The sequence below is a fragment of the Streptomyces carpinensis genome (genome assembly GCF_002154505.1).
Taxonomy (GTDB): domain Bacteria; phylum Actinomycetota; class Actinomycetes; order Streptomycetales; family Streptomycetaceae; genus Streptomyces; species Streptomyces carpinensis.
This window is the reverse complement of sequence record NZ_MUBM01000026.1, coordinates 1-327: the sequence shown is the minus strand read 5'-3', so window position 1 is coordinate 327 and position 327 is coordinate 1. Positions and strand designations below refer to the sequence as shown.

Annotated in this window: 1 pseudogene; it reads right to left on the bottom strand. The window is 74.0% G+C overall.

The window, feature by feature from the left end:
- Positions 1-240 (bottom strand): annotated as a pseudogene (locus BZY54_RS52805) (glycoside hydrolase family 31 protein); the annotation flags it as partial.
- Between the last annotated feature and the right edge of the window lie 87 nt (positions 241-327).

Below are 327 nucleotides of genomic sequence, written 5' to 3'. Positions count from 1 at the left end.
GGCGTCGGCGGGGGTGCCGGCGGTGATCCAGTGGTCGATCTGCCAGGCCGAGTCGGCCACCCATCGGGTGCCGTTCGCCGCCGGCTGGACCCGCCCGATCGCCGGGTCGTTCCACAGCAGGGGGTAGCCGCGGCTGGAGGTGAGCACCGGGACGGAGACCTCGGCGTTGCGCTGGACCAGGAGGGCACCGTCCAGGACCTGATCCAGCGCAACGCCGAGGTCTCCGTCCCGGTGCTCACCTCCAGCCGCGGCTACCCCCTGCTGTGGAACGACCCGGCGATCGGGCGGGTCCAGCCGGCGGCGAACGGCACCCGATGGGTGGCCGAC